Here is a 23,309-nt window from a genome sequence, read left to right on the forward strand (position 1 = left end):
TCGATCGCCCCGGCCGAGCCGAACCGTTACCCTCGCCGTCGCCGGCAGGGGGACACCCCGCCGGCCCGAATCCACAACAAAGGGGGCGGGCCATGGAGTTCGCGCACGCGAGGACCGACCGCCTGGGAATGCTGCTCGACCAGTTCGACAAGGCACGGGAGATGGCCGAGGTCCGGCTGACCGGGCTCACGGACGACGAGTACCTCTGGGAACCTGCCGCCGACTGCTGGTCGCTGCGCCCCCGCGCAGAGGCGAAGACGCCGCGGGCGTTCGGGCCGGGGGAGTGGGTCCTCGACCTCGGCAACCCCGACATCCCCGGCGGCGAGTACGCGGAGATCGGCCGGCAGATCGCCTCCGGGATGACGGTCGCGGAGATCGCAGAGGACTGGAGCGTGAGCCACGCCCGGGTCGAGGAGGTCCTCGCGCACACCGGTCCCGTACCGCCCGACGAGACACCGGTCACCACCATCGCCTGGCGCCTGTGCCATCTCCACTACGAGTTCGCGGGCGGCTGGGAGTGGACCTTCGGCGAGCGCAAGCAGGACCCCAAGCTCATGGTCGACTTCACCCCCTCCGCCTCCCTCGCCCTCGAGCGCTTCTGGGAGACGGTCGGCCGCTGGCGCGAAGCCGTGGAGGGCGTGAGCGAGGAGCAGCTGGACCAGGTCGGCTACTCGCAGTACCCGTACGGATCCGACCCCGACGACCCGTACGTCACCGTGGTGTGGGGGACGAACTTCGAATTCATCCACCACATGGCCGAGATCGCGCTCCTGCGTGACCTGTGGCGGACTCGCGCCTGACGCCTCAGGGGAGTGCGGCGGCCGAGTTGCGTACCTGACGCCTCAGGGGAGTGTGGCGGCCGAGTTGCGTACCGGACGCCTCAGGGGAGTGTGGCGCCGAGTCGCGTACCGGACGCCTCAGGGGAGTGTGGCGGCCGAATCGCGCACCGGACGCCTCAGGCAGGCGCGGCCGTCGAATCGCGTACCTGCAGCTGAACGGGGACCGCCTCCGGATCCACCGGGGCGGCCCCCTGCATCTGCCGCACCAGCGCCTCTCCCGCCAGCCGGGCGAGCAGCCCCCGGGGCACGCCCACCGTGGTCAGCGCGGGCGAGGAGTAGCGGGCCATCCCGATGTCGTCGAAACCGGTCACGGAGACCTCCTCGGGCACCCGCACCCCGAGGTCCTTGAACCGGGCCAGCGCCCCGAGCGCCACGAAGTCGTTGTACGCGACCACCGCACGCGTGCCGCCCTCGAGTGCCGCGGGCGCCGCCTCGTATCCGGCCTCCATGGTCGCGCCGCACGGGAGGGCGCGGAACGTGAGTCCGAAGTCCTCGGCGGCGCCGAGCGCGCGCAGCCGTTCGGCATTGGCCCAGGAGGCCTCAGGACCGGCGAGATAGACCACCTCGCGGTGGCCGAGCTGGGCGAGGTGGCCGCAGACGGCGAGCATCCCGCGGAAGAAGTCCGCGGTGATGGTGTGCAGTTCGAGCCCGAGCAGGACGCGGTTGGCGACGACCATCGGATGGCCGCGGCGGGCCAGGTCGGCCAGATCGGCGCGCGGCATCCGCGGCGAGCACAGCAGGATGCCGTCCGAGTGCCGGATCAGATCGTCCGCGAGCTCCCGCTCCTCGTACGGATCCTCGCCCGAGTCCATCACCAGGACCCGGCGCCCGCTGCCGCGCGCCACGTCGGAGAGCGCCTTGAGCATGTCGTGGAAGTACGGGTTGGCGAGATCTGGCACCAGGACGCCGATCGTTCCCGAACGCCCCCGCGCCAGTCCCTGCGCCGCCGCGTTCGGCCGGTAACCGAGCTCCACGATCACCTGTCGCACGCGCTCCGCGAGCGCCGCGTCCACCGAGTCCACCCCGTTCACCACGCGCGAGACCGTCGAGATCGAGGCACCCGCGGCGCGCGCCACATCCCCGATGGTCGTCCGGCGCTGCCGATTGGAAGTCGCCACCCCTGTCACCCCCACCGTTCCCGCTGGGTCGGAGCGGGAAAGCCATTGCACTGCGCGCAAATTAGCAGGTGGGTGCAGTGGGATCGGCGGGAGGTGAGTGACGGGCTCCCGCTCGGCGCCGGCGCTTGGAGCGGATCGGTGAAGAGCAACTCCTCGACACCTACTCACAGTTGTGTATCGAACGTGCGTGGCAGGCCGCCCGATTCCCGTTCGACAGGACTACGATGTTGCACGCTCAACCAGATGGGAGTGCGTTCGAGCAACGGCCGCGGCTTGCCCGGCTGCGCCGGATCGCGGACTCCTCTCATGCGGCCGCCGAACCGGCCGCGCTCACACGGGACTTCCTACAGGGAGCTGACGGCGTGTCCGCCGGCTTCTCGCGTCGCACAGTACGTCGACGCTTCGTCGACAGAACGGAGCCATGGCATGCCCCTGCTCGACCCGAAGATCTGGCAGTCCCGGCCGCTGGGCGGCGGTGAGCACGCGGTCACCGAGCCCGCCACCGGCGAAGAGCTCGCCACGGTGATGCTCGCCTCCCCCGAAGACGTGGCGAGCGCGACGGCCGCCGCGCGGGCCGCACAGTCCGCCTGGGCGGCGACCCCGCACTTCGTGCGCGCGGCGGTGCTGCGCAAGGCGGGCGACCTCTTCTCCGAGCACGCCGAAGAGCTCACCGAATGGCTGGTGCGCGAGTCCGGCTCCATACCCGGCAAGGCCGGTTTCGAGCTGCATGTCGCGGCCCAGGAGTGCTACGAGGCGGCCGCGCTCGCCTCCCGCCCCACCGGCGAGGTACTGCCCAGCGAGGCCCCGCGTCTCTCGTACACCCGACGGGTCCCCGTCGGCGTGACGGGTGTGATCGCCCCGTTCAACGCGCCCCTCATCCTGTCGATACGCTCCGTCGCCCCGGCGCTCGCGCTCGGCAACGCGGTGGTGCTCAAGCCCGATCCGCGTACGGCGGTCTGCGGCGGACTCTTCCTGTCCGCCGTGTTCGCGGAGGCCGGGCTGCCCGAGCACCTCCTGCACGTCCTGCCGGGCGGGCCCGAGGTCGGCCGCGCTCTGGTCGCCGACCCGCTGGTCCCCGTCATCTCCTTCACCGGCTCGACCGCCGCGGGCCGCGCCGTCGGCGAGGCCGCGGGCCGCCACCTCAAGCGCGCGCACCTCGAACTCGGCGGCAACTCCGCCCTGATCGTCCTCGAGGACGCCGACCTCGACGCGGTGATCTCCACCGCGGCCTGGGGCTCCTTCTTCCACCAGGGCCAGATCTGCATGACCACCGGCCGCCACCTGGTGCACTCCTCGCTCTACGAGGAGTACGTGGAGCGCCTCGCCGCCAAGGCCGACTCGCTCGCCGTCGGCGACCCGCACCGCGCCCAGGTCCACCTCGGTCCGCTGATCGACTCCGGGCAGCTCACCAAGGTGCACGGCCTGGTGACCGCGAGCACCGGGCGCGGAGCGCGCCTCGCGGCGGGGGGCACCCACGAGGAGCTGTTCTACCGGCCGACGGTGCTCGCCGACGTCGACGAGTCCTCACCCGCGTACGCCGAAGAGGTCTTCGGGCCGGTCGCGCCGGTGCGGTCCTTCGGCACCCTCGACGAGGCGGCGGCGCTCGCCGCGGACAGCGAGTACGGGCTCTCGCTCGGCATCGTCACCCGCGACACCGACCGCGGACTCGCCCTCGCGGACCGCATCCCGACCGGCATCGTGCACATCAACGACCAGACCGTGAACGACGAGGCGGTCGCCCCCTTCGGCGGCGTCGCGGCCTCCGGGACCGGGGCGCGGTTCGGCGGCGCGGCCAACATCGAGGCGTTCACGGACGTGCGGTGGACGACCGTGCGCGGGGACGTCGCGGGGTACCCGTTCTAGGCGTACGCGAAGGATCCGAGCATGCGCGAAGGGGCGCCGTTTCCGTGGGAAACGGCGCCCCTTGCACGTACTTCTCGGTCCGCGTACTGCCGCTGACCTTTCCGGCTACTGCGGCTGGCCGTTCGCCCCGGCCTGGCCCGCCTGCTTGGCCTGCTCCTCGGCGACCTGCTTGCGGACCTCGTCCATGTCCACCTTGCGGGCCTGCCCGATCACGTCCTCGAGCGCCGACTCCGGCAGCGCACCGGGCTGCGCGAAGATCGCGACCTTGTCGCGGATGATCGCGAGCGTCGGGATCGACTGGATCCCGAAGGCGGCGGCCAGCTCCGGCTGCGCCTCGGTGTCGACCTTGCCGAAGACCAGGTCGTCATGGCGCTCCGAGGCACCCTCGTAGACCGGCCCGAACTGCTTGCACGGGCCGCACCAGTCGGCCCAGAAGTCGATCAGGACGAACTCGTTCTCGGTGACGATCTCGTCGAAGTTTTCCTTGGTGAGTTCCAGGGTGCTCACGGTGTTTCCTACCATTTCGCCGACGGCTGGCTGGCTGCCCCGCACAACTGCGGGAGTCTCCGGTCTATTCCGGGACGGATGTCGCTGACGAATCCGTGCCGGGTCGACTGCCCCTGTGGCCACGGACTACACCTGCCACCAGACTGGCATTCATGGCACAGGGACATGTGGAGACGACCGAATACGACGTAGTGGTACTGGGCGCGGGCCCGGTGGGCGAGAACGTGGCCGATCGCGTACGGGCCGCGGGCCTGAGCTGCGCGGTGGTGGAGAGCGAACTGATCGGCGGCGAGTGCTCCTACTGGGCGTGCATGCCCAGCAAGGCGCTCCTACGACCGGTGATCGCCCGCTCCGACGCGCGCAAGGTGCCGGGCCTGAGCGCGGCGGTGCAGGGACCGCTGGACGCCGCCGCGGTGCTCGCGAACCGGGACGCGTTCACCAGCCACTGGAAGGACGACGGCCAGGCGGCCTGGCTGGACAACATCGGCGCCCGCGTCTACCGCGGTCACGGCAGCCTCGACGGCAGCCGCCGCGTCAAGGTCAAGGGTCCCGAGGGCGAGCGTCATGTGCTCACCGCACGGCACGCCGTCGCCGTCTGCACCGGCACCCGCGCCGCGCTGCCCGATCTGCCGGGCCTGGCCGGCGCCCGCGCCTGGACCAGCCGCGAGGCGACCAGCGCACGGTCCGTGCCGGGGCGGCTGATCGTGGTCGGCGGGGGAGTGGTGGCCACCGAGATGGCCACCGCCTGGCAGGCGCTCGGTGCGCAGGTCACTCTGCTCGTACGGGGATCCGGTCTGCTGCCGAAGATGGAGCCGTTCTGCGGGGAGCTGGTGGCCGAGGCGCTGCGCGAGGCCGGCGCCGACGTCCGTACCGGCACCTCGGTCGCATCCGTCTCGCGCTCCGGCGACACCGTCACGGTGACCCTGGACGACGGCTCGACGCTCGAGGCCGACGAACTGCTCATCGCGACCGGCCGCACGCCGCGCACCGACGACATCGGCCTCGACTCGGTGGGCATCACACCCGGCCGGTACCTCGACGTGGACGAGAGCTGCCGGGTGGTCGGCAGCGACTGGCTGTACGCGGTGGGCGACGCGAACGGGCGGGCGCTCCTCACCCACCAGGGCAAGTACCAGGCACGGATCGCGGGCGCCGCGATCGTGGCCCGCGCGCAGGGCGTACCGCTCCTGGAGACGGACCGCTGGGGCGCGCACGCGGCCACGGCGGACCATGACGCGGTGACCCAGGTGGTCTTCACCGACCCCGAGGTCGCCTCCGTCGGTCCGTCCCTGGCCGAGGCGGAACGCTCCGGGCGCAAGGTCCGCGCCGTCGACTACGACATGGGCTCGGTCGCGGGCGCGTCCCTGTACGCCGAGGGGTACCGGGGCAAAGCACGGATGCTGGTCGATTCCGACCGCGAGGTGGTCATCGGCATGACGTTCGCCGGGCCGGGCGCGGGCGAACTGATCCAGGCGGCGGCGATCGCGGTGGCGGGCGAGGTCCCCGTCGACCGGCTGTGGCACGCGGTGCCCGCGTATCCGACGATCAGCGAGGTGTGGCTGCGGCTCCTGGAGACGTATCGGGGCTGAGGTGGCTCGTGTGGCGCTCCGACCGCCGGTCAGAGCGCCTCGCGCTTCTGCAGCCAGGTAGTGGCGACCCAGCCGGGCGCGATCGGCAGCCAGAACGTCAGGAGCCGGAAGAGGATCACCGCCGAGAACGCCGTCGAGCCGCTGATCCCGGTCGCGGCCGCGAGACCGCCGGAAAGCACCGCCTCCACCGCGCCCAGACCACCGGGCGTCGGGACGAGGGATCCGGCGGTCTTGCCGATCAGGAAGACCACGGCGACGGTCGCGAACTGCACCGGCTTGTCGTCCTCGAACGCGAGCACCGAGGCCCACAGCGCGAGACTGCCCGCCAGCGGCAGCAGGAACGCACCGCCCACGCCGAACGCGAGCCGCGCCGGATCCCGGGCCAGTTCCAGCATTCGCGGACCGACATCGCTGAAGTACGGCTTCACACGGTCGAGTGTGAACTTCCTGAGCCGGGGCACGGTCGCGACCACCACGGCGATCAGCGCCACCGCGAGGAGCACCGTCACGATCACCGACGAGGGCGGCAGCTGCGAGCCCGTGGACGAGCCCGACAGCGAGCCGAAGAGCATCACCAGGAGCAGGAACGCGCCGAACATCGCGATCTGCGAGGCCGCCATGCAGGTCACCGCCAGGCCGGAGGCCACGCCTGCCTTCTGCAGAAACCGCGTGTTGACCGCGAGCCCGCCCACCGCCGCCGGCGTCACCAGGGTGACGAAGGAGGCCGCGAGCTGGGCCAGCAGCAGGCGGACGTAGTTGAGCCTCATGGGCACGAACCCGGCGAGGTTCATGGCGGCCGCCAGATACGTCACCGCCGCCCCGGCCAGCGCCAGCAGCGCCCACGGCCACGAGATGCCCTTGAACACCTCGCCGATCGGCTGCGAGGCGAACTGCCCGATCAGGAAGTACACCGCGACACAGCCGCCGAGCGCGGACAGGATCGTGCGCGGCTGCAGCCGCTCGTAGACCACGGCCTTCGCGGCCGGCGCCTCCGGCTGGAACGCCAGGATCTCCTTGCCCACCTGCTCGAGCACACCCTTGTCGCGGCGCAGCCGTGAACGGGTGGTCAGGCTCAGGCCCGCGGGCCGCAGCAGCGGCAGTACGGCGCCGAGGGTGGCGTCGCCGAGTACAGTGCGCGCCGTGCGCACGGCCCGCTCGGGGTCGGTCAACAGGCCCAGCGTGACGAGGAGTTCCGCGTCGTCTAGCCGGTGCTGCAGCGCGGCCGCGGCGACCCCGCCCGCTTCGAGCCGGGTCAGCCACACCTTGCCGTCGTCGCCGACGATAAAGGCGTCGGCGGACATCCGCCGGTGGCTGATCTGGTGCTGGTGCAGATCCTCGGCGACCTGCCAGACCTTGGTCAGCAGATCGTCGGTGAGTTCCTCGGGCGCGAGGCGGTCGAGGGTCCGGCCCGGCACGTCCTCGTACGCGAAAAGCACGGCGTCGGCGTTGAGTTTGCGTACGGCGGCCAGGCGCGGGGTCCGGATGCCGCTGTGCCGGACGGCGAGGGCGAGCAGAGTGCGCTGCTCCACCAGATGCTGCAGGGACATCAGGCCCTGGCTCTGCGCGGGCCGCCGCAGCCGCAGCCGCTGATACAGCCGGTACGCGAGACCTGCCGTGATCCGGTCGCGGTCGAGCACGGTGACCGTGAACCGTTCGTCGGTGTCGGTGAAGGCCTCGTAGCGCCGTGTGCCGTCCCGTGCGTTGGCGATCCGCCGGCTGGTCACCGGCGGCAGGTCCGTCTCGGCGAGGGCGGCCGCGACGTCCGCGTCCGTCGGCGACGGGTCGGTCGTCCCGCGCAGCCAGCGCACCGCGAACGCGACGAGACGGCCGAGCAGGAACGTGAGGAGCATGCCGGGCAGCGTCGCCGTGTTCCCGACGAGCGCGGCGAGCGCGGTGACCACCAGACCGCCCCAGGCGGCGTTGCGCAGCAGATACCGGTCGGCGAAGCCCACGACGGTGATGAACGCGACGACGGTGGCGATGTACAGATGCAGCGGCGCGATGTTCCCGCCGCCTCCGGGCCGCTGTGCCAGAGCGCGCTGCACGACGTCGGGCCCGGGTCCGAGGACATAGAGGTTGAGTCCGAGCGCCACGAGATACGCGATGAGCGCGGCGAGCACGCCGTTGGTGACCAGCCGTGCCTCACCGCGGAACAGCCGCTCGACGGCCACGAACGCGGGCACCGCGGCCATCACCACACCGGCCGCGAAGACGATCGGCGCGAGCAGCAGATCCGGTACCGCCCGCTGAAGCACCGCGAGCCCGATCACGAGCACGAGCCCGGCCAGGGCGAGGATCATCCGGACCCGGTCCACCGGGCGCCGGGTCGGGCCCCGGCGGGCGGAGGCGGCCTTGGGGCGTGCGGAGTCGACCCCGCGGTCCTTCGCGTTGCCGCTCAGCGTCACCAGTGTCAGCCGTCCGCCATGAACTGTGCTTTCCCGAGGTTCTCCGACCCCATGATCCTGGCACGCGGCCCCCTGGCGGGACCTGTGGTCTTAGCCCGCACGGGGCACGGTCCTCACGACCGTGCCCCGCCTCCGGAACGCCCCGGGCCGGGCTCGCCCCGAGGGTCGCGCAGCCCTTCAGGCCAGGCTCGCCCCGAGCGCCTCGGCGAGCCGCAGGTGCCCGGCGGCCTCCTCGTCGCGGCCCTGCCGCTCCAAGGTGCGGCCGAGCATCAGACGGGCGTAGTGCTCCACCGGGTCCCGCTCGAGCACGGCGCGCAACTCGGTCTCGGCGCGGGTGAGTTGAGCGGAGTGGTAGTACGCGCGGGCCAGGAGCAGCCGCGGAGCGACCTGCTCCGGAACTTCCTCGACCAGCGAGCCGAGCACCCGCGCAGCGGCCGCGTAGTCCTTGGCCTCGAAGAACAGACCGGCGCGGTCCCAGCGCTCGGTGGGGCTTCCCTGGGTGTAGTACGTGTGCGTCACGGGTGACCTCCTTCGGGCGGGTCAACCGCAGCCAGTAGTTGAATATTCCATCAGTTGTGCGTGGGGGTATGCCCTTGCCGTCCATGGGGAGGGCGCCGGCGGCCGGCACGTCCCCGCTCGACTAGCCTGAACCGCACGATGAACCGTCTGACCACGTCATGGGGCGCCTGCGACCTCACACGCCACCCCGTCGACCCCCGCGATCAGCTGCGCGCCTGGGACGCCTCCGACGAGTACCTGCTCGAGCATCTGGAAGGCGTCGGTCTCGACGGCCGCCGGATCGTCGTGCTCGGCGACCGCTGGGGAGCGCTCACCACCGCGCTCGCCTCGTACGCACCGGTCCAGATCACCGACTCCTGGCTCACGCGCCAGGCCACCACGGAGAACCTGGCCCGCGCCGGAGCCACCGCGGGGGACCTGCTGACCACGCAGGACACGCCCCCGGACCGTATCGACGTGCTGCTCGTACGCGTACCCAAGAGCCTCGCGCTCCTGGAGGACCAGCTGCACCGCCTCGCCCCCGCGCTGCACGCGCAAAGCGTGGTGATCGGTACGGGCATGGTCAAGGAGATCCACACCTCGACGCTCCAGCTCTTCGAGCGGATCGTCGGCCCGACGAAGACCTCGCTGGCCAAGAAGAAGGCCCGGCTGATCTTCGCGACGCCCGACCCGGACCTGTCGCGAGAGGCCGACCCCTGGCCGTACCGCTATCAACTGCCCACCGGAATCGGCCCGATGAGCGGCCGCCGCGTGACCAACCACGCGGGCGTCTTCTGCGCGGACCGCCTCGACATCGGCACCCGCTTCTTCCTCGGGCACCTCCCGTCCGCCGCGGGTGCGGCGCGCATCGTGGACCTCGGCTGCGGCAACGGTGTCGTCGGTACGTCGGCGGCGCTCGCGAACCCCGAGGCCGAGCTCGTCTTCACCGACGAGTCGTACCAGGCGGTCGCCTCCGCCGAAGCCACGTATCGGGAGAACGCCGAGGGCAAGGCTGAGTTCCTTGTGGGGGACGGTCTTGCGGAGCTGCCCGACGGGAGCGTCGACCTGGTGCTCAACAACCCGCCGTTCCACAGCCATCAGGCCGTCACCGACTCCACGGCGCGCAGGATGTTCGCCGACGCCCGCCGGGCGCTGCGGCCGGGCGGCGAGCTGTGGGTGGTCGGCAACCGCCACCTCGGCCACCATGTCTCCCTGCGGCGGATCTTCGGCAATTGCAGAACGGTGGCCGGAAACCCGAAGTTCGTGGTGCTGCGGGCGACGAAGCGCTGAGGCCGGGGCGGCTCGGGCCGAGCCCGGCCGTGGGGCCGGACGGAGGGCCAACCTTCGCCCCCTGAGCGACTTTCCCGCACCCAGCGACTACCTTGAGCCGCATGAGCAATCTTGACCGTGAGGCAGCGCTGTCCGTGTGCGGCGGACGCGGATTCGTCGTGGCCGAGCCCGTACGCGAGCTCCTCACCCCGCGTACGGTGCGGCTCGGCGAGTCCACCGAAGTGCGGCGGCTGCTGCCCAACTTGGGGCGCCGCATGGTCGGCGCCTGGTGCTTCGTCGACCACTACGGTCCCGACGACATCGCCGACGAGCCCGGGATGCAGGTGCCGCCGCACCCGCACATGGGTCTGCAGACGGTGAGCTGGCTGCACGACGGCGAGGTGCTGCACCGCGACTCCACCGGATCGCTCGCCACGATCCGCCCGCGCGAACTGGGCCTGCAGACCACGGGATCGGCGATCAGCCACTCCGAGGAGACGCCCAAGTCCCACTCGCGTTTCCTGCACGGCGCCCAGCTGTGGACCGCGCTGCCGGACGGCGCCCGGCACGTGGACGCCCACTTCGAACACCACACGGACCTGCCGCAGCTCACGGCCGCCGGCCTGACGGCGACGGTCATCCTCGGCACGCTCGACACGGCGACCTCGCCGGGCGCCACGTACTCACCCATCGTCGGCGCGGACCTGACGCTGGCCCGCGGCACCGAAACCTCGCTGCCCCTGGAGCCGGACTTCGAGTACGCGGTCCTCTCCATGTCCGGCGAGGTCCACGTGGACGACGTCCCCGTCGTCCCGGGCTCGATGCTCTACCTCGGCTGCGGCCGCACCCAACTCCCGCTGCGCGCCGAGTCGGACGCCTCGATCATGCTCCTGGGCGGCGAGCCGTTCGAGGAGGAGATCATCATGTGGTGGAACTTCATCGGGCGTACGCAGGCGGAGATCGAACAGGCCCGCGCGGACTGGATGACCGGCACCCGCTTCGGCGAGGTGAAGGGATACGACGGCGATCCGCTGCCGGCCCCCGAACTTCCCGCGGTGCCGCTGAAGGCGCGGGGGCGGGTGCGCTGACCGGCGCACCCGCTTGCCCGGCTTGAGATTCGAGCGGTGATCGGCGCGGGGTGGCGAAGCAGGGGCCCCCGGCGCACTGAGACGCGGTGGTCGCGAGCAAGCGTGCGGTCAGGTGCGAGGGCGAGCACCGCGTAGGAACTGTGTGACCGCAGTGCTGATGAGTCCGTCGAGCTGATCCGCGCCGACCGCGCCGCTGTTGACCATGGTGGTGATGCCTTGCACGGTGGCGTAGAGGATGAGCCCGAGCTGTTCAGGGTCGCCCTGTTCGAGTTCACCGAGCGCCTGTCCCTCTTCGATCAGATCGGTCATCTGCCCGAACGCGGTCGCGGCAGCCTGCGTGACCGCAGTCGCTCCTGGGTGGTGCTTGCCGGCGTTCATGAGCTCGCATAGCGCGGCGTTCTCGGTCGCGAAATGGGCATAGGCCGATACGGCGTCCTGCACCCGTGCGGAGAAGTCACCCTCACTTTCGCTCCTGGTCAGCGCGGCGTGCAGGGTAGCGCCCAGGCGGACGAATCCGGCCTCCGCGAGGGCATCCAGCACCGCCTGGCGATCCGCGAAGTGCCGACGCGGCGCAGCGTGACTCACGCCGATCTCCCTGGCCAGATCCCGGAGCGACAGTTGGTCGGCTCCGTGCGCTCTCAGGCTTCGTTCGGCTGCGTCGAGGAGCGCAGCCCGGAGATTTCCGTGGTGGTAGGGCTGATGTTCAGCACGTCCAGGCATGGAAGCAGCATATCGACCCAATGTTGTCATTGACAACACTGTTGCCAGTGTCTACATTGGGGTGATGTCCGATTCCTCCCGCCTTCCCGGAAAGAGACCCCTGCCATGACGCAGCCGCAGAACAAAGAGCTCATGGTCGTTTCCGGGGCTGCAACCGGCATCGGGGCCGCGACAGCGCAGCAGCTCGCCTCAAGGGGATTCCACGTCCTCGCCGGCGTACGCACCGACGAAGAAGCCGAGGCCATTCGCGCGGACGGGGTGGAGCCCGTCATGCTGGACATCACCGTTCCCCGGCACATCGAAGCCCTCGCACAGCGCATCGCGGACGACCCTGAACAGCGCGGACTGCGCGCCCTCATCAACAACGCCGGGATCGAGATCAACGCACCCATCGAGGTGCTGCCACTCGAGCTGTGGCGTGAGCAGTTCGAGGTCAACTTGTTCGGACACATCGCCGTGATCCAGAAGCTCCTGCCGTTCCTGCGGCAGAGCCGAGGCAGGATCGTGAACATCAGCTCCGTGGGCGGGGTGGCCGCACTTCCGATCTTCGGTGCATACGCCGGGACGAAGTTCGCCCTCGAAGCGGCCAGCGATGCCCTCCGCCGCGAAGTCAAGGCACAGGGCATCCAGGTGGTCGTGGTCCAGGCGGGCGGCGTCAAGACCGAGATGGCAGCCCACAGCGGCGAGATCTCTCTCGGGTTCGCCGACAAGATGAGCCCCGAGCACGAGCGCCTCTACGGAAACCTGATCAGGTCGACCGTCGCCTCGAACACCGCCTTCCTCAAGCGGGCCGTACCCGCCGAGAAGGCAGCAGCCAAGATCGCCAACGTGGCGACGAAGGCCCGACCGCGCACCCGGTACACGCTCGGGATGGACGCCGCCTTCACCGTCCCCCTGGCCCGCCACCTCCCCGACCGCCTGATGGACAACGTGCTCGCGGCGAGTCATCGTTCTCAGCGGAACACGCATGCTCGTCGGCTTGACGGGGCGTGAAGGGCCCGCCACCTCATGGCGGGCCCTTTCCGGTGGGCGTTGGGGCAGCGGCGGATTTCTCCGTTGCCCCAACGCCCGATGCCGTGCTCAGTCGGTCATGTTGCCCATCTTCCAGACCGTCATCGACTTGACGACCCCGCCGTCTCCGAAGAGCCGCAGGCCGAGCGAGTCCTGGCGGAACGGGTAGGCGCGCGTGGTGAGGGACTTGTGGCCGTTCGCGTATGCCTCGATCGATGAGCGGTCGACGAACACGTCGAGGGTCAGCTCGCCGTTGGTGAGAGCCAGCGGGCCCTTATGGGTGCCCAGGTCGGCCTCGGTGCTGGAGTTGTTTCCGGACCTGGTGCGGTCCACGCCGAACTGGCCCGCGGGTGCGTCGTAGAAGACGCGGGTGCGTTCCTCGTCCCCGGGGCTGCGGAGCACGTCGAGGCCGAAGGTGTCGGCGCTGCCGCGTTCCATGGTCAGCTTGATGTGCAGCATGTCTCCCTTGATGCCGGCCAGTCGCTCGTTGGCGGTGGCGACGGAGGTCGGCGCGGTGAGGTCGAGGAGCGGGTCGCCGGAGTGCAGGCGGGAAACCTCCGCTACGGGGCGGATGCCCAGGTCTCCGTCGGGCCGCATCGACAGCTCGATGGGGAGCCCGGCGTTGTGCGCCCAGCCGGCGTCGTAGTGGGCACGTTCGGTGCGCCGGTCCTGCGCGATGCTGAAGACGAGGGAACGTCCCTTGTCGTCGACCATGCCGCTCGGGCCGGTGAAGTGCTCTCCGTAGTCGAGGAGTTTGGGCTCGGTGGTGTCCGGCGTCCAGCGGCGCGCCCCTGCGTCCCAGGTTCCCACCCAGTAGTACGTGAATTTGCTGCTGTACTCGCCGGGGCCGGCCGGGAACGCCGGATTGACGAGCAGTGCCCGGCGTTCGCGTCCCTGGGCGTCCTTGCCGATGGGCAGGAAGGTGGGCAGCTCCCAGACCTGGCCGGTCTTGGGGTGGGCCGCCACATCACCGACCATCAAGGGGCCTGAATAGGTCCAGTCGGTGAGGTTCTTGGAGGTGTAGAGGAGCGCCGTACCGCCGACGTCGGTGCCCGAGGTGGTCTGGACGCCCGAGCCCATGAGCTGGAACCAGGTGTCTCCCTGCTTCCACACGAAGGGGTCGCGGAAGTCGCCGAAGCGGACCTTGCGCCCCGCGCCGACGTCCAGGTCGGCCTGCTGGCTGGTGACCAGAGTGGGGTGCATCTTCCATTCGACGAGATCGGGGTCGCCGGGGTCGACGGGGCGTGCGAGACCGGTTGCCTGGTTGGGGCGCTGAGCGTCGTTGCCGGCCGTGAACAGCAGGACGGGGACGCCGTTCTCGTCGAGGGTCGAGGCGCCGGACCAGACGCCGTCGGGTGCCACGCTGTCGGCGGTGGGGGCGAGGGCCACCGGCAGGTCGCGCCAGTGCACGAGGTCCTCGCTGACGGCGTGGCCCCAGGCGATGTTGTGCCAGTACGGGCCGTGCGAGTTGTGCTGGTAGAAGAGGTGGTACTTGCCGCCCACCTGGATCGGGGCGTGGGGCTCGTTCATCCAGTGGTTGGGGGCGGTGAAGTGGTAGCCCGGCCGGTAGCGGTCACCGTCGTAGCGTGAGCGGTCCATGGCCATACGGGCCTGGGGGATGGTGCCCCCGGAGAAGGTCTGCATGTCCTTGGCGTGGCCGGCCGTCACGGCGGCCGGGGCCAGCGGGCTGGTGTGGATCTTCACTTCGTCGATCAGGCCGTTGAACATGTTGACCGCGAAGGTGCCGTTGATGATGGCGGGCTGGTTGTGCCGGCCGATGACGAGGGGGACGTCGGCCTCGGCCAGGCGCGCGGTGGTGGGGACGGCGGTCTCGGCGACCTGCTCGCCGTTGAGGTACAGCCTCATGGCGCCCTGGCCCGGCGCGAATACCGCGCTCAGGTGCGCCCACTTGCCGGCGGCCAGCGCCGCCGTCTTGGGTACCCGCGTCTCGTACCAGGCGTCACCGGTGCCCACGCCGAACTGCCACATGCCGTGCCGGCCCACCCCGAGGGAGAAGCCGCGGCGGGCGTTCTTGTCCTGCTGGTTCACGATGGCGGAGGGCTTGCCCTCATCGCCCCATTCGAAGGCGCGCGGTGCCACCCACGCCTCAAGGGTCATGCCGTCCGTGGGGAGTTGTGTTCCTGACGCGGCGCGCGAGACCCAGGTGGAGTAGCCGTCGAAGAGGAGGGCTCCGGAGAGGACGCCGTCCTCGGGGCGCTTCGCGTTCCACAGCGGGTCGCTGTCCGGCTTGTACACGGCGTCGTTGAACACATAGCTGATGGGATCCGCGCCCTGGCTGATCCGTTCCGCTGTCGTGGTGCCCTGGCCTTCGGCGAAGTCCCAGTGCGCGGCAAGGCCGTCCTCGCCCGGGGCGGGCGGCTTGTCGACGCCGACCCGTACGTCGTCGAGGTTGATATGTCCCCAGCCGCCGGTCGCCCGGTCGACCACGGTGATCCGCAGCTGTTCGCCCAGGTGCTCACGCGCGTCCCAGGTGACGCGGCGGTACGCCTCGTCCTCGGTGCCCGTCGCCTTGTTGAGGACGTCTCCGTCCTGCGTGGTCAGGGCGACGTACAGCTGGGTTTCGTCGCGGCCGCCGGAGACCAGGACGCTGACCATTCCCGTGCCGGTCAGGGTGAAGGGCTCGGACGTGAGGGTTCCGGTGGGGGCGTCACCGCCCGAGGCGAATCCCCACAGGTGGTGGGTGCCCTCGTGGTTGAAGCAACAGCCCCAGCCCCAGCCCGGATCGTCGGTGACCGATCCGTTGAAGGCGGTGCCGGTGGGGGTCCAGCCGCTGAGGTCACCGGTCTCGAACCCGGGGTTGGACAGGGTGCTTTGGGCCGCGTCCGCGGGTTGCGCTGTCAGGGGCGTAAGGAATCCGAGGCATATCGCGAGCGCGAGCATCAGGCGCAGCAGTCCGGGCCTGAGGGCCCTCGCCGGTCTTGCCGGCTTCGCCGGCCTTGCTGGTGAGCGTGGTCGCATTCCGGACCTCCGGTGGGGGTCGAGGTGGGCACTGCGTACCGCCAAATCGGTTTAGGCGATGGCTCGGCATGGTTCAAGTCCCGCTCCCGCTAACGCAAGTGCTAACGCATACGGAATCTCCCTTGCGTAACCCGGAGTCACCGCAAAATGCCGCATAACGGCACTGCTTTGAGGGCGAGATGACGGGAGTGTTGACAGGAGTAGGCCGGTCCAGCACTCTCAACCCACTTGCTAATCCGATTTAACAAGCTGGAGTTGAGTCGTTGATGTCCGAACGGCGCATCACCATGGCCGATGTCGCCCGCAAGGCCGGTGTCTCGTCGACGACCGCGTCGTTCGCCCTGGCCGGCCGGACCGACATGCGGATCTCCGATGCGGCCCGCGCCCGAGTCCTGGAAGCCGCCGAGGAGTTGGGCTACCGGCCGAACGTCACCGCGCGCAGTCTGCGGACGAAGTCCACGCAGACCATCGGTCTGGTGTCGGATCGGATCACCACCACACCGTTCGCGGGCGATGTGATCCGCGGCGCCATGGAGGCCGCACGGGAGCAGGACAACCTGCTCTTCATCACCGAAGCGGGCGGGGATCCCGCCGCCGAGTCGTCCTTGGTCCACGCGTTGCTCGACAGGCAGGTCGACGCGTTGATCTACGCATCCATGTTCACCCGCTATGTGACCCCGCCGAAGGAACTCTTCGGGCGCCGCGTGGTGCTCCTCAACTGCCTGGCCCCCGGATTCGCCGCGCCCTCCGTGGTGCCCGACGAGGTCGAAGCCGGCCGGGACGCGGCCCGTGCGCTGCTCGCGGCCGGTCACACCGAGGGCATCTGGGCGATCGGCGGCCACCAGGCTCTGCCGGCCACGCCCGAGGGGATCATCGCCGGCAATGAGCGCATGCGCGGTCTGGAGGAGGTGCTGCGGGAGGGCGGTGCGCGCCTGGAGGGCGTCGTCGAATGCGACTGGGGGACACCGGACGGCCACCGTGAGGTGACCGCGCTGCTTGCGCAGGGGCACCGGCCCCGCGCGCTGGTGTGCCTGAACGACCGGCTGTCCTTCGGCGCGTACCAGGCGCTCGCCGAGGCAGGCCTGTCGGTGCCCGGGGACGTATCGGTGATCTCGTTCGACGACCAGGACATCGCGTCCGTACTCCGCCCGGCGCTCACCACCCTGAGGCTCCCGCACTACCAACTCGGCCGCCTCGCCGTGGAGTTGACCCTGCGCGGCGGGCCGCTCGAAGCCGTCGTGCACCGTGTGCCGATGCCGCTGCAGGAACGTGCCTCGATCGGCGCGCCCGCCACGGGCTGACAGCGGCACGCGTACAGGCGAAGGAAGACAGAAGTCCCGCCGCTCCGATCCACCGGAGTGACGGGACTCCCCACCCAGAAACAGCGACCGACGCAACCGGTCGCCACGGCGGGTCCGGCAAGACCCGCCTCAGTGAGATGGAGGAACCTCGTGGTGTTCAGAACCAGGCGCCTCGCAATGGCGAGTGTAGCCGTCGCGTCGGCGACCGCGTTGGTCGCCGGCTGCGCATCGGGCAGCGGCGGCAGTACGTCGGGAGCCGACGGCAACACGCTGACCCTGTGGACGCACAATGCCGGCAACTCGGCCGAGCTCGATGTCGTCAAGAAGATCATCAAGGATTTCAACGGCTCGCAGGACACGTACGAGGTCAAGCTGCAGGCGTTCCCGCAGAGCGACTACAACAGCTCGGTCGTGGCCGCGGCCTCGGCCCGCAAGCTGCCCTGTCTGCTCGATGTGGACGGCCCGAACGTGGCGAACTGGGCCTGGGGCGGCTATCTCGATCCGATCGACGTGTCCGACAGCGAGGTGCCGCTGACCGATCAGCTCGAGAGCACGGTCGGCCGCTACAAGGACAAGCTCTACGCGTTCGGCTTCTATGACGTCTCGCTCGCGTTCTTCTCCCGTAAGTCGGTCCTGAAGGCGCACGACATCCGTATCCCCACCATGGACAAACCCTGGACGAAGGCCGAGTTCGACGCCGCGCTCGCCAAGCTGAAGAAGAGCGGCAAGTTCGACCATCCCCTGGAGATGGGTACCGGCGGCACCGGTGAGTGGTGGTCGTACGGGTACTCCCCGCAGCTGCAGAGCTTCGGCGGCGACCTGATCGACCGTGGCGACTACAAGAGCGCCTCGGGCACCCTCGACGGCAAGGACTCCGTGGAGTGGGGCAAGTGGTTCAGCTCCCTGGCCGCCAAGGGCTACATCGCGAAGAAGTCCGGGGCCGATCCCAACAAGGACTTCCTGGCCGGCAAGAGCGCCATCCACTGGGACGGCAGCTGGAACGCCGCCAAGAACGCGGAGAAGTTCGGCGACGATCTGGCGATCCTGCCACCGGTCGACTTCGGCGGCGGACCCAAGATCGGCGGCGCCTCCTGGCAGTGGGCGATGAGCTCCTCCTGCTCCAACAAGGAAGGCGCGCAAGCCTGGTTGAAGTTCTCCCGCCAGAACAAGTACTTCGTCGAATACGCCAAGGCCACAGGCACCCTGCCGGCCACGGAAGCGGCCAGTGAACAGACCGAGGGCTACGAACCCGGCGGCAAGTTCAACATCCTTGTGCGTTTCGCCCGCGAGTACGCGCAGGTGCGTCCGGCCACTCCGGCCTACCCGTACATCTCCACGGAGTTCGAGAAGGCGGCCAAGGACCTCCTGGCCGGCGCCGACCCCGAGGACGCGCTCGGCCAGGCCGCGAAGAACATCGACAACAACCTGAAGACGAACGACTACTACTCAGGCTGATCCGGCCCGGTCCGGTTCGGGCCCGACCACGCCCGCGAGGGCGCCCCCGAACCGGACCGGCCCTCTGGAGAAACGTGACCACCATGCTCGCAGCCCTGGAGCGGCTGCGTCCGGTCCGGCGAACCCGAACGAGAAGCGCCCGTCGCCGCGAAAGCCTCACCGCCTTCGGCATGGCCACCCCGGCCGTCGTGCTGCTGCTCGTCTTCCTCGTCGTACCGGTCGCCCTCGCCTTCGCTCTGGCGTTCACCGACGCGAGGCTCATCTCGCCCACCCCGGCCCGCTTCGTCGGCCTGAGGAACTTCACCCGGCTCTTCGAGGACCCGGTCTTCTACAAGTCCCTGCGCAATACGGCGTACTTCGCGGCCGTCGTCGTCCCGTTGCAGGCCGGGCTCGCGCTCGTCCTGGCGCTCCTTGTCAACGCGAAGGTGCGCGGCGTCAACTTCTTCCGCACCGTCTACTTCCTGCCGGTCGTCACATCGATGGTCGTGGTGTCCCTCCTGTGGACCTTCCTCTACCGGCAGGACGGCCTCGTCAACCGCGTCATCTCCACCCTGACCTTCGGCCACGTCGACGGACCGGACTGGCTGGGCGACCCGGCCACCGCGATGCCCGCCGTCATCCTGATGTCGGTGTGGCAGGGCGTCGGGTTCCACATGGTCATCTGGCTGGCCGGGCTGCAGACCATCCCGGCCGAGTTGTACGAGGCCGCCGACCTCGACGGCGCCACCCGCTGGGACCGGTTCCGCCATGTCACGTGGCCCTGCCTGCGGGAGACCCGCACGTTCGTGCTCGTCACCATCACCATCGCCGCGTTCAGCCTCTTCACCCAGATCCGGGTGATGACCCAGGGCGGTCCGCTCGACTCCACCACCACCGTCGTCCACCAAGCGGTGCACACCGGTTACGACCAGCAGCAGACCGCGTACGCGGCGGCCATCTCGCTGATCTTCTTCGTACTCGTTCTCGCGGTGTCACTCGTCCAGCGATTCCTGACCCGGGAGAGGGACTGACATGGCCGCCTTCCTCAAGCGCCTCGGCGGCCACGGGGTCCGCGTCGCCCTGGCCCTGGTCTTCGCGCTGCCCCTCGTGTTCATGGTCGTCTCGTCCTTCAAACCGGACGACCAGATCTTCGGAGACCTGGGCTCCCTGCGCGCCTTCCTGCCCTTCGGAGACGTGTCCCTGGACAACTACACAGGCGTCTTCGAACGGGTCCCGGCCGCGCGGTTCCTGCTGAACTCCGTGCTGATCTCCACCATCACCGTGGTGCTCGGCATCATCGTCAACAGCCTTGCCGCCTTCGCCCTGTCACGGATGCGCTGGCCCGGCCGCAAGCTGGTCCTGACCGCCGTCATCGCCACGCTCATCGTGCCGTTCGAGACGTTCGCGCTGCCCCTGGTGTGGTGGGTCAACCAGCTGCCGCTGCTGCGCGCCAACGGCTTCCGACTCGAGTGGACCACGGGCTGGATGGACACCTACCAGGTGCAGATCCTGCCGTTCGTGGCCAACGCCTTCTCGATCTTCTTCTTCCACCAGTACTTCCGCAGCATCCCCAAGGAGCTGGACGAAGCGGCGATCGTGGACGGCGCCGGCTGGTTCACGATCTACCGCCGGATCGTCATGCCCCTGTCCGGGCCGGCCGTCGCCACGGTCGCGATCCTCACCTTCCTGCCCGCCTGGAACTCCTATCTGTGGCCGCTGATGGTGGTGCAGAGCGAGGAGCTGCGGCCGGTGATGGTCGGCATCTCCTACTTCTTCCAGCTGAACGTGGGCTGGGGCCAGATCATGGCGTACTCCTCCATGATCACCGTGCCGATCCTGGCGCTCTTCGTGGCGTTCCAGCGGGCCTTCGTCAGCAGCATCGCCTCCACCGGGGTCAAGGGCTGACTTCCTTACGGCGCCCGGCCGTTCAGCCGTGAACGGCCCGGCGCCGGCATCCCGCGCCGGCTCCGAGCTGCCGCGCCGCACCCCTTGTGCCGCCCTTCCCCATGATCTCTGTGTGCTTCGCACGCCCTGAGAAAGGTTCCGTGTGCCCACGTCGCCGCACCGCGCCGCCCACCTGCCCGCCGTCCATCTGCGACCGCCCCGCAACTGGGTCAACGACCCCAACGGGCTGGTCTTCCACGACGGTCACTATCACGTGTTCTTCCAGTACAACCCGTACGGACCTCAGCACAAGCACGTGCACTGGGGCCACTTCCGCAGCCCGGACCTGATCAACTGGGAGCCCCTGCCCGTCGCCCTCGCCCCCACCCCCGGCGGATACGACGCCGACGGCTGCTACTCGGGCAACGCCATCTCCGTCGACGGTCGCTTGGTCGCCTTCTACTCCGCCCATCGCGACGACCGCTGGTGGCAACCGGTGACGACGGCCGAGTCGCACGACAACGGCAGCACCTGGACCAAACGTCCCCACCTGCTCATCCCCGAGCCACCCACCGACACCACCATGTACCGGGACCCGTACGTCTGGCGGCAGGACGGCCGCTGGCGCATGCTCGTCGGTTCCGCGCTCGAGGACGGCCGGGGCGCGGCGCAGCTGTACGAGTCCGCAGACCTGGAGCACTGGGCGTATCGCGGCCCGTTCCACAGCAGCGATGCCGCGGTCGACGGCGGGCCGGTCGGCTGGGAGTGCCCGCAGTACGCGCCGTTCGGCGACCGCGGAGTCCTGATCGTCAGTGACTGGACACCGCAGGGCGGCCCCAGTCACACCACCGTCCACATCGGCCGGGAGCACAACGGCACCTTCACGCCGAGCGCACAGCCCCAACCCCTCGACCACGGACCCGACTTCTACGCCCCCGCGCTCCTGAAGGCACCGGGCGATGTGCCGGGGGAGGACAGATGGCTGATGTGGGGCTGGTCCTGGGAGGCGCGCGACGACGCGTGGGCGCACGAGGACGGCTGGGCAGGCGTCCTGACGCTCCCGCGCGAGGTGAGTCTCAACGCCGACGGCACGCTCGCCCAGCGGCCGGCCCGGGAACTCCTCGCCCTGCGCGGGGCGCGAGTACTGCACCGCGCCGGGCACGCCAAGGCGTCCGAGCCGGTCGAACTCGGGCAGGTCGGCACCGCCTTCGACCTGACTGCTGCCCTGATCCCCGACACGACGGGTACCAGTGGGCTGCGGCTGATCACCTCAGCCGACGGCTCCGAGTACCTCGACATCAGCCTTGACCCGGCGGCGGGTCATCTCGTCGTCGACCGCACCCACGCATCGCACGACCCGCGGGCGCGCGGCGGCTCCTTCACCGCGCCCTGCCCGGCCGCGGCGAACCCCGGCGCCGAGGTGGAACTGCGCGTGATCGTGGACCGCTCCATAGCCGAGGTGTACGTGGCCGACGAGCAGGCGCTCACGCTCCGGTTCTATCCGCGCGCCGACGGGCCGTGGCGACTGGAGGCCCGTACGACCGGTGCCGGGCGCAGTGAATTCGCCGTAGAAGCATGGGACTTGTCCCCCGAAGGTGCCCGTCATGAGGCGCTGTCGGCGGGATCGGGGCAGGGGCAGGAGGCTTGAGTCCCAGGCGTACGAGCAGTGAAGGGCGGCCGATGCGCCGCCCTTCACCGACGTCCGGCCTCGGTCACCCGCATGGGCAGTTCACCTGAACCCCGGACGATCAACCGGGTGGGCACGGTGACGGTACGTGCACGGGAACGGTCGCCGTCGAGCCGGGCCAGGGCGGTGGCCGCCGCCGACCTGCCGATCTCCTCGGGGTCCTGGGCGACGACCGTCAGGGCCGGTTCGAGCACCTCGGCGAGCGAGACGTCGTCGAAGGCGACCACCGCCACGTCCTTGCGCTTGCTGCGGGCGAGTTCGGCGACGATGCCGAGGGCCATGATGTTGTTGCCGGCGAACAGAGCCGTGGGCGGATCGGCCAGGTCGAGCAGACCTGACGTGGCGGCCCCGGCCCCTTGCTGGTCATGTGCGCTGACGACCAGCGACCGGTCGTAAGGGATGTCCGCTTCCTGCAGGGCCGAGCGGTAGCCGGCCAGACGCTCGCGCCGGGTGTAGAGCTTGGTGGGCAGGTCGCCGACGAATCCGATACGGCGGTGACCATGGGCGATCAGGTGGGCGACGCCCTCGTGGGAGCCCTCCCGGTTGGAGCTGACCACGCTGTCCGTGGCCAGTCCCGTACCCGGCCGGTCGAGGAAGACGACCGGCAGCCCTCCCGAGCGGTGACCCTTGAGCGGGGAATGGTCCGCGCCGACGGACGGCACGACCATCAGGATGCTGATACGGCGGCCGAGGAACTTGTCGGTCAGCGCGCGCTCCCGGTCGGGATCGTCCGCCGACGACCCCATGAGCAGGGTCAGTCCGCGCTCGCGTACCGCGTCCTCGATACCGCGGGCCACCGCTCCGAAGAACGGGTTGGACAGGTCGGGGACGACGAGGCCGACGGTGGTGTCGGGGCCGCCGACGCGGATGTTGCGTGCCATGAGGTTCGGCTGGAAGCCCAGCTTGGCCACGGCGGCGAGCACCTGCTCCTTGGTCGCGGCCGAGGCGGGCCCGTCCTCGTTGAGGACGCGGGAGACGGTCTTGGCGCTGACGCCCACTTCTCGGGCGACGTCTGCCAGCGTGGGGCGGCGCTTCGCTGCCATGGCGGAAACAGTCTCCTGTTGCTCGTGGGTCCCGGTCCTGGTGGGTCCCGGCTCCCGTGGGTCCCGGCCGAGGC

Annotated in this window: 18 protein-coding genes; 11 read left to right on the forward strand and 7 right to left on the reverse strand. The window is 70.0% G+C overall.

The window, feature by feature from the left end; genetic code table 11:
• The first annotated feature begins 92 nt into the window (after window positions 1–92).
• Entirely contained in the window at window positions 93–800 is a 708-nt protein-coding gene (locus tag ABT367_RS09640) for a DinB family protein (RefSeq protein ID WP_352251324.1), read from the forward strand.
• A gap of 155 nt (window positions 801–955) precedes the next feature.
• On the opposite strand, the gene ABT367_RS09645 is transcribed toward ABT367_RS09640, so the two are convergent.
• Window positions 956–1,957: a LacI family DNA-binding transcriptional regulator gene (locus tag ABT367_RS09645; protein WP_352251326.1), complete on the reverse strand. Its 1,002-nt coding sequence runs from the start codon at window positions 1,955–1,957 to the stop codon at window positions 956–958.
• A 426-nt stretch (window positions 1,958–2,383) separates the two neighbouring features.
• Here ABT367_RS09645 and ABT367_RS09650 point away from each other — a divergent pair, with 426 nt between their 5' ends.
• Window positions 2,384–3,820, forward strand: a complete 1,437-nt coding sequence (locus ABT367_RS09650; RefSeq protein ID WP_352251328.1) for a benzaldehyde dehydrogenase — start codon at window positions 2,384–2,386, stop codon at window positions 3,818–3,820.
• Between the two features lie 105 nt (window positions 3,821–3,925).
• Here the strand turns inward: ABT367_RS09650 and ABT367_RS09655 are convergent, their stop codons facing one another.
• Window positions 3,926–4,327 carry a thioredoxin family protein gene (locus tag ABT367_RS09655; protein WP_434975435.1) on the reverse strand — a complete coding sequence of 134 codons (402 nt, stop codon included), beginning with the start codon at window positions 4,325–4,327 and terminating at the stop codon, window positions 3,926–3,928.
• Between the two features lie 152 nt (window positions 4,328–4,479).
• Between ABT367_RS09655 and ABT367_RS09660 the strand changes: the two genes are divergently transcribed.
• Window positions 4,480–5,916, forward strand: coding sequence for a dihydrolipoyl dehydrogenase family protein (locus ABT367_RS09660; RefSeq protein ID WP_352251331.1), 1,437 nt, complete (start codon window positions 4,480–4,482; stop codon window positions 5,914–5,916).
• A gap of 29 nt (window positions 5,917–5,945) precedes the next feature.
• Here the strand turns inward: ABT367_RS09660 and ABT367_RS09665 are convergent, their stop codons facing one another.
• Both ABT367_RS09665 and ABT367_RS09670 read right to left on the reverse strand, forming a co-directional pair.
• On the reverse strand, window positions 5,946–8,321 hold the full coding sequence (locus ABT367_RS09665) for a lysylphosphatidylglycerol synthase transmembrane domain-containing protein (protein ID WP_352251333.1): 2,376 nt from the start codon (window positions 8,319–8,321) through the stop codon (window positions 5,946–5,948).
• 177 nt (window positions 8,322–8,498) lie between these two features.
• Window positions 8,499–8,840 (reverse strand): tetratricopeptide repeat protein, encoded by a 342-nt coding sequence (locus ABT367_RS09670; protein WP_352251335.1) that lies wholly within the window; start codon window positions 8,838–8,840, stop codon window positions 8,499–8,501.
• A gap of 138 nt (window positions 8,841–8,978) precedes the next feature.
• Between ABT367_RS09670 and ABT367_RS09675 the strand changes: the two genes are divergently transcribed.
• Entirely contained in the window at window positions 8,979–10,109 is a 1,131-nt protein-coding gene (locus ABT367_RS09675) for a methyltransferase (protein ID WP_352251337.1), read from the forward strand.
• 101 nt (window positions 10,110–10,210) lie between these two features.
• A complete protein-coding gene (locus ABT367_RS09680; RefSeq protein WP_352251339.1) occupies window positions 10,211–11,176 on the forward strand; it encodes a pirin family protein in 966 nt (321 codons plus the stop codon).
• Between the two features lie 108 nt (window positions 11,177–11,284).
• Here ABT367_RS09680 and ABT367_RS09685 read toward each other — a convergent pair whose 3' ends face one another.
• Window positions 11,285–11,896 (reverse strand): TetR/AcrR family transcriptional regulator, encoded by a 612-nt coding sequence (locus ABT367_RS09685; protein ID WP_352251341.1) that lies wholly within the window; start codon window positions 11,894–11,896, stop codon window positions 11,285–11,287.
• A gap of 105 nt (window positions 11,897–12,001) precedes the next feature.
• On the opposite strand from ABT367_RS09685, the gene ABT367_RS09690 reads away from it, so the two are divergent.
• Window positions 12,002–12,889 carry an SDR family NAD(P)-dependent oxidoreductase gene (locus tag ABT367_RS09690; RefSeq protein WP_352251343.1) on the forward strand — a complete coding sequence of 296 codons (888 nt, stop codon included), beginning with the start codon at window positions 12,002–12,004 and terminating at the stop codon, window positions 12,887–12,889.
• 87 nt (window positions 12,890–12,976) lie between these two features.
• On the opposite strand, the gene ABT367_RS09695 is transcribed toward ABT367_RS09690, so the two are convergent.
• Window positions 12,977–15,808 carry a GH32 C-terminal domain-containing protein gene (locus ABT367_RS09695; protein WP_352251345.1) on the reverse strand — a complete coding sequence of 944 codons (2,832 nt, stop codon included), beginning with the start codon at window positions 15,806–15,808 and terminating at the stop codon, window positions 12,977–12,979.
• A 344-nt stretch (window positions 15,809–16,152) separates the two neighbouring features.
• Here ABT367_RS09695 and ABT367_RS09700 point away from each other — a divergent pair, with 344 nt between their 5' ends.
• The 5 genes from ABT367_RS09700 to ABT367_RS09720 all read left to right on the forward strand — a co-directional run bounded on the left by ABT367_RS09700 (window position 16,153) and on the right by ABT367_RS09720 (window position 22,153).
• Window positions 16,153–17,187: a LacI family DNA-binding transcriptional regulator gene (locus tag ABT367_RS09700; RefSeq protein WP_352251347.1), complete on the forward strand. Its 1,035-nt coding sequence runs from the start codon at window positions 16,153–16,155 to the stop codon at window positions 17,185–17,187.
• Between the two features lie 177 nt (window positions 17,188–17,364).
• Window positions 17,365–18,642, forward strand: coding sequence for an extracellular solute-binding protein (locus ABT367_RS09705; protein ID WP_352251349.1), 1,278 nt, complete (start codon window positions 17,365–17,367; stop codon window positions 18,640–18,642).
• A gap of 170 nt (window positions 18,643–18,812) precedes the next feature.
• On the forward strand, window positions 18,813–19,652 hold the full coding sequence (locus ABT367_RS09710; protein ID WP_352251351.1) for a carbohydrate ABC transporter permease: 840 nt from the start codon (window positions 18,813–18,815) through the stop codon (window positions 19,650–19,652).
• Window position 19,653: 1 nt separating this feature from the next.
• Window positions 19,654–20,526 carry a carbohydrate ABC transporter permease gene (locus tag ABT367_RS09715; RefSeq protein ID WP_352251353.1) on the forward strand — a complete coding sequence of 291 codons (873 nt, stop codon included), beginning with the start codon at window positions 19,654–19,656 and terminating at the stop codon, window positions 20,524–20,526.
• Window positions 20,527–20,668: 142 nt separating this feature from the next.
• The gene (locus ABT367_RS09720; protein ID WP_352251355.1) at window positions 20,669–22,153 is read left to right on the forward strand and encodes a glycoside hydrolase family 32 protein; all 1,485 of its coding nucleotides are present in this window, start codon (window positions 20,669–20,671) and stop codon (window positions 22,151–22,153) included.
• 44 nt (window positions 22,154–22,197) lie between these two features.
• On the opposite strand, the gene ABT367_RS09725 is transcribed toward ABT367_RS09720, so the two are convergent.
• Window positions 22,198–23,235, reverse strand: coding sequence for a LacI family DNA-binding transcriptional regulator (locus tag ABT367_RS09725; RefSeq protein WP_352251357.1), 1,038 nt, complete (start codon window positions 23,233–23,235; stop codon window positions 22,198–22,200).
• Between the last annotated feature and the right edge of the window lie 74 nt (window positions 23,236–23,309).

Source organism: Streptomyces mesophilus (genome assembly GCF_040300965.1).
Lineage (GTDB): Bacteria > Actinomycetota > Actinomycetes > Streptomycetales > Streptomycetaceae > Streptomyces > Streptomyces mesophilus_A.